This window comes from Flavobacterium sp. UBA4854 (genome assembly GCF_002399805.1).
GTDB classification, from domain to species: Bacteria; Bacteroidota; Bacteroidia; order Flavobacteriales; family Flavobacteriaceae; genus Flavobacterium; species Flavobacterium ginsengisoli.
Genome location: NZ_DHEI01000087.1, coordinates 55,340 through 60,975, shown reverse-complemented (window position 1 = coordinate 60,975; position 5,636 = coordinate 55,340). Strand labels below are relative to the sequence as shown.

Annotated in this window: 7 protein-coding genes, 1 tRNA gene and 1 pseudogene; all 9 read left to right on the top strand. The window is 35.5% G+C overall.

The window, feature by feature from the left end; translation table 11 throughout:
- A partial coding sequence (locus tag B3J44_RS12950; RefSeq protein WP_286968801.1) for an elongation factor Tu occupies positions 1–911 on the top strand: 911 nt, incomplete at its 5' end.
- A gap of 55 nt (positions 912–966) precedes the next feature.
- Positions 967–1,037, top strand: a tRNA-Trp gene (locus tag B3J44_RS12945).
- A gap of 18 nt (positions 1,038–1,055) precedes the next feature.
- Positions 1,056–1,253, top strand: coding sequence for a preprotein translocase subunit SecE (secE, locus tag B3J44_RS12940; RefSeq protein WP_008466927.1), 198 nt, complete (start codon positions 1,056–1,058; stop codon positions 1,251–1,253).
- 10 nt (positions 1,254–1,263) lie between these two features.
- The gene (gene nusG, locus B3J44_RS12935) at positions 1,264–1,815 is read left to right on the top strand and encodes a transcription termination/antitermination protein NusG (RefSeq protein ID WP_008466925.1); all 552 of its coding nucleotides are present in this window, start codon (positions 1,264–1,266) and stop codon (positions 1,813–1,815) included.
- 67 nt (positions 1,816–1,882) lie between these two features.
- Positions 1,883–2,320, top strand: a complete 438-nt coding sequence (rplK, locus tag B3J44_RS12930; protein WP_008466923.1) for a 50S ribosomal protein L11 — start codon at positions 1,883–1,885, stop codon at positions 2,318–2,320.
- 13 nt (positions 2,321–2,333) lie between these two features.
- A complete protein-coding gene (gene rplA, locus B3J44_RS12925) occupies positions 2,334–3,023 on the top strand; it encodes a 50S ribosomal protein L1 (RefSeq protein ID WP_025572415.1) in 690 nt (229 codons plus the stop codon).
- A gap of 22 nt (positions 3,024–3,045) precedes the next feature.
- Positions 3,046–3,549, top strand: coding sequence for a 50S ribosomal protein L10 (rplJ, locus tag B3J44_RS12920; protein ID WP_091492767.1), 504 nt, complete (start codon positions 3,046–3,048; stop codon positions 3,547–3,549).
- 92 nt (positions 3,550–3,641) lie between these two features.
- Positions 3,642–4,013, top strand: coding sequence for a 50S ribosomal protein L7/L12 (rplL, locus tag B3J44_RS12915; protein ID WP_008466917.1), 372 nt, complete (start codon positions 3,642–3,644; stop codon positions 4,011–4,013).
- A gap of 265 nt (positions 4,014–4,278) precedes the next feature.
- Positions 4,279–5,636: pseudogene (gene rpoB / locus B3J44_RS12910) on the top strand (DNA-directed RNA polymerase subunit beta); the annotation flags it as partial.

Below are 5,636 nucleotides of genomic sequence, written 5' to 3'. Positions count from 1 at the left end.
TTACTGGTGCTGCTCAAATGGACGGAGCTATCTTAGTAGTTGCTGCTACAGATGGTCCAATGCCACAAACTCGTGAGCACATCCTTTTAGGACGTCAGGTAGGTATTCCAAGAATCGTTGTTTTCATGAACAAAGTGGATATGGTTGATGATGCTGAGTTGTTAGAGCTTGTTGAAATGGAAATTAGAGATTTATTATCTTTCTACGAATATGATGGAGATAATGGTCCTGTAGTTCAAGGTTCTGCTTTAGGAGGATTAAACAATGATCCAAACTGGGTACCTAAAATTATCGAATTAATGGAAGCTGTTGACAACTGGATCGAAGAGCCAGTACGTGACGTTGCTAAACCATTCTTGATGCCAGTTGAGGACGTATTTACAATTACAGGTCGTGGAACTGTTGCTACAGGTCGTATCGAAACTGGAGTTGCTAACACTGGAGATCCTGTTGAAATCATTGGTATGGGAGCTGAAAAATTAACTTCTACTATTACAGGAGTTGAGATGTTCCGTAAAATCCTTGATAGAGGTGAAGCTGGAGATAACGTAGGTTTATTGTTGAGAGGTATTGATAAAGCTGATATCAAAAGAGGTATGGTTATTATTAAGCCAGGTTCAGTAAAACCACACGCTAAATTCAAAGCTGAGGTTTATATCTTGAAAAAAGAAGAAGGTGGACGTCACACTCCATTCCACAATAACTACCGTCCACAGTTCTACGTACGTACAACTGACGTAACAGGAGTTATTTCTTTACCAGCAGGTGTAGAGATGGTAATGCCAGGTGATAACTTAACTATTGAGGTTGCTTTATTAAGCCCAATCGCTATGAACGTAGGTTTACGTTTCGCTATCCGTGAAGGTGGTAGAACAGTTGGTGCTGGTCAGGTTACTGAAATCGTAGAGTAATTCTATTAAAATAAATAAGAAGCCAGTGATTATTTTTTAATCACTGGCTTTAATTACGGGCGTAGTTCAAGGGTAGAATAGCGGTCTCCAAAACCGTTGATGGGGGTTCGAATCCCTCCGCCCGTGCAATAAAAAATATATCAAATGACAAAAGTTACTAATTATTTATCAGAGGCTTTCGAAGAGTTAAAGTCAAATGTTACTTGGCCAGCTTGGGCTGAAGTACAAAAATTGACAATTGTTGTGGCTGTATTTTCGATTTTATTCGCTTTGGCAACTTGGGGAGTAGACGAATTTTTTGCAAAAGCTTTGGCTGGATTTTTTAACTGGTTAAAAGGATAATTTTTTTGTGATGGCAGATAATAATGTGAAAAAATGGTACGTAGTTAGAGCGGTTAGTGGTCAAGAAAATAAAGTGAAAGCTTATATCGAGACTGAGATTGCGAGATTAGGTATGGAGGATTATGTTTCTCAAGTTTTGGTTCCTACTGAAAAAGTGGTGACTGTAAAAGATGGGAAAAAATCATCTAAGGATAAAGTGTATTTTCCTGGATATGTTATGATCGAAGCTAACTTAGTTGGTGAGATTCCTCATATTATTAAGTCAATTACTAGTGTTATTGGATTTTTAGGGGAAACTAAAGGTGGAGAACCGGTTCCTTTAAGACTTTCTGAAGTAAACCGTATGTTAGGTAAGGTAGATGAGCTAGCTGTAAATACAGATACTCGCTCTATTCCATTTAGTGTTGGTGAAACAGTTAAGGTTATTGATGGACCTTTCAATGGATTTAACGGATCTGTTGAGAAAATCAATGAAGAAAAGCGTAAGCTTGAGGTAATGGTTAAGATTTTCGGAAGAAAGACTCCATTAGAATTGAGTTTTATGCAAGTTGAAAAAGTATAATTTTTTGTTACACTATAATAAACCATTGTAATCGCTTCCATTGATTACAGTGTAAAATTTTTTAAAAATGGCTAAAGAAATTAGTAAGGTAGTTAAACTACAAGTTAAGGGAGGTGCTGCGAACCCGTCGCCACCGGTTGGACCTGCTTTAGGAGCTGCTGGGGTAAACATCATGGAGTTCTGTAAGCAATTTAATGCTAGAACTCAAGATAAACCTGGCAAAATTTGTCCAGTGCAAATCACTGTGTACAAAGACAAATCATTTGATTTTGTTGTTAAGACTCCTCCAGCAGCAGTTCAGTTAATGGAAGCTGCAAAGCTAAAATCTGGTTCTGGTGAGCCTAATCGTAAAAAAGTAGCTAGCGTTACTTGGGAACAAATTAGAACTATTGCTGAAGACAAAATGCCAGACTTAAACGCTTTCACAATTGAGAAAGCTATGAGTATGGTTGCTGGAACAGCTAGATCTATGGGTATAACTGTATCAGGAGATGCTCCTTTTTAATTAAGAAAAAGAAATGGCAAAATTAACAAAAAAGCAAAAAGAGGCTGCTTCAAAAATTGAAAAGAACAAATTATACTCTTTAAAAGATGCTGCTGCATTAATTAAAGTTGTTGCTTCTGCAAAATTTGATGAGTCTGTTGATATCGCAGTTCGTTTGGGTGTTGATCCAAGAAAAGCGAATCAAATGGTTAGAGGTGTAGTTACTTTACCTCACGGAACAGGAAAAGACGTTAAAGTATTAGCATTGGTTACTCCAGATAAAGAAGCGGAAGCTAGAGAAGCTGGAGCAGATCACGTTGGTCTTGACGATTACTTACAAAAAATTAAAGACGGTTGGACAGATGTTGATGTGATCATTACTATGCCTGCTGTTATGGGTAAATTAGGTCCATTAGGTCGTATTTTAGGACCTAGAGGTTTAATGCCAAACCCTAAAACAGGTACAGTAACTATGGATGTTGCTAAAGCTGTTCAAGAAGTTAAAGCTGGTAAAATTGACTTTAAAGTTGATAAAACTGGTATCGTTCACGCTGGAATCGGTAAAGTTTCTTTTGGAGCTGAGCAGATTGTTGACAACGCACACGAAATTATTCAAACATTAATAAAACTTAAACCAACTGCTGCTAAAGGTACATACATTAAAGGTATCCACCTTACAAGCACAATGAGTCCTGCTATCGCATTAGACCCAAAAGCAGTATAATTGGTAGTTAAAAATTTTTAGTATGACTAGAGAAGAAAAATCAATCGCGATTGAAAATTTAACTGCGCAGTTAGCTGGTACAAATATCATTTACATTTCTGATATTTCTGGTTTAAACGCAGAGACAACTTCAAACTTACGTAGAGCTTGTTTCAAAGCAGGTATCAAATTAGAAGTTGTAAAGAACACTTTGCTTGCAAAAGCAATGGAAGCTTCTGATAATGATTATGGTGATTTACCTACAGTTTTATCAGGTAACAGTGCTATCTTTATTTCTGATGTTGCAAATGCACCTGGAAAAATTATCAAAGATTTCCGTAAGAAATCTGATAAACCAGTTTTAAAAGGAGCTTACATCAATTCTGAAGTATATATTGGAGATAACCAATTAGATGCATTAGCTACAATTAAATCTAAAGAAGAGCTTATTGGAGAAATCATTGGATTATTACAATCTCCAGCTCAAAGAATTATTTCTGCTTTACAAAACAAATTCGCTGGAAGCGAAGAAGAAGGAGCAGAGTAATTATCGTAAGGGAGTTTACTTCCTTATTGCTTAATTAGCGCACAATAATTAAATTATATTTTTTACACAAATCATTTTAAACGATAGAAAAAATGGCAGATTTGAAACAATTCGCAGAACAATTAGTTAACTTAACAGTTAAAGAAGTTAACGAATTAGCAACAATATTAAAAGATGAGTACGGAATCGAGCCTGCTGCTGCTGCTGTAGTAGTTGCTGCTGGTGGAGGAGACGGTGCTGCTGAAGAAGCACAAACTGAATTTACAGTTGTATTAAAAGATGCAGGAGCTTCTAAATTAGCTGTTGTAAAATTAGTTAAAGAATTAACTGGTTTAGGTCTTAAAGAAGCTAAAGATGTAGTTGACGGTGCACCAAGCAACGTTAAAGAAGGTGTTTCTAAAGAAGAGGCTGAAGGTCTTAAAAAATCTTTAGAAGAGGCTGGAGCTACTGTTGAGCTTAAATAATTAAACTCAGTTTAAGAACTAGGTTTAGGTCTTGAGTTAACACTCAAAGGCCTAAACCATTTTTCGTATAATAAAATATATTAAGTTTTATTATCCCGTAGTTTAAAATACGAAAAAGTTTTTGATCAATACGAAGAAAGAAAATTAGACTTAGGTTATAGAATTAATTTTTAAAGATGTATTGATTATAATAAGAAAGTATAGATTAAACAGTGTGTTTGCACAAACAAAAATTACTTTTTTTTAATCAAAATTTTGTCCATTGATGATAACAAATCAGACTGAAAGATTGAATTTTGCCTCTACAAAAAATATCCCTGACTATCCAGATTTCTTAGATGTTCAGGTTAAATCTTTTAAAGATTTCTTTCAATTAGAAACGAAATCTGATGAAAGAGGCAACGAAGGGTTATACAATACCTTCATGGAAAACTTCCCAATTACAGATACAAGAAACAACTTTGTATTGGAATTCCTAGATTATTTTGTTGATCCTCCACGTTATACAATTCAAGAATGTATAGAGAGAGGTCTTACTTATAGTGTGCCTTTAAAAGCTAGGTTAAAACTATACTGTACAGATCCAGAACACGAAGATTTTGAAACTATTGTACAAGATGTTTATCTTGGAACAATTCCTTACATGACTCCTAGTGGTACTTTTGTTATTAATGGTGCCGAGCGTGTTGTAGTATCTCAATTACACCGTTCTCCAGGGGTTTTCTTTGGACAGTCATTCCACGCAAATGGAACTAAACTTTATTCTGCGAGAGTAATTCCTTTTAAAGGTTCTTGGATAGAATTCTCTACAGATATCAACAGCGTAATGTACGCTTATATCGATAGAAAGAAAAAATTACCTGTAACGACTTTATTCCGTGCTATCGGTTTCGAAAGAGATAAGGATATCCTTGAAATTTTCGACTTAGCTGAAGAAATTAAAGTTTCTAAAACTGGTATTAAGAAATATATTGGAAGAAGACTTGCTGCACGTGTATTGAATACATGGCACGAGGATTTCGTAGATGAGGATACTGGAGAAGTAGTTTCTATCGAGCGTAACGAAATCATCCTTGATCGTGATACAATTATCGACAAAGATAATGTTGAAGAGATCATCGATTCTAACGTTAAATCTATTTTGTTACACAAAGAGGATAATAACCAAGCAGATTATGCTATTATCCACAACACATTACAAAAAGATCCAACAAACTCTGAAAAAGAAGCTGTAGAGCACATTTACCGTCAGTTGCGTAACGCTGAACCGCCTGATGAGGAAACTGCTCGTGGTATTATAGATAAATTGTTCTTCTCTGATCAACGTTATAACTTAGGTGAAGTTGGTCGTTACAGAATGAACAAAAAATTAGATTTAGATATCCCTATGGATAAGCAAGTGCTTACTAAAGAGGATATTATTACAATCGTTAAATATTTGATCGAATTGATCAACTCTAAAGCAGAGATTGATGATATCGACCACTTATCAAACCGTCGTGTTAGAACAGTTGGTGAACAATTGTCTCAACAATTCGGTGTTGGTTTAGCACGTATGGCTAGAACTATTCGTGAGAGAATGAACGTTAGAGATAACGAGGTGTTTACACCAATTGATTTGAT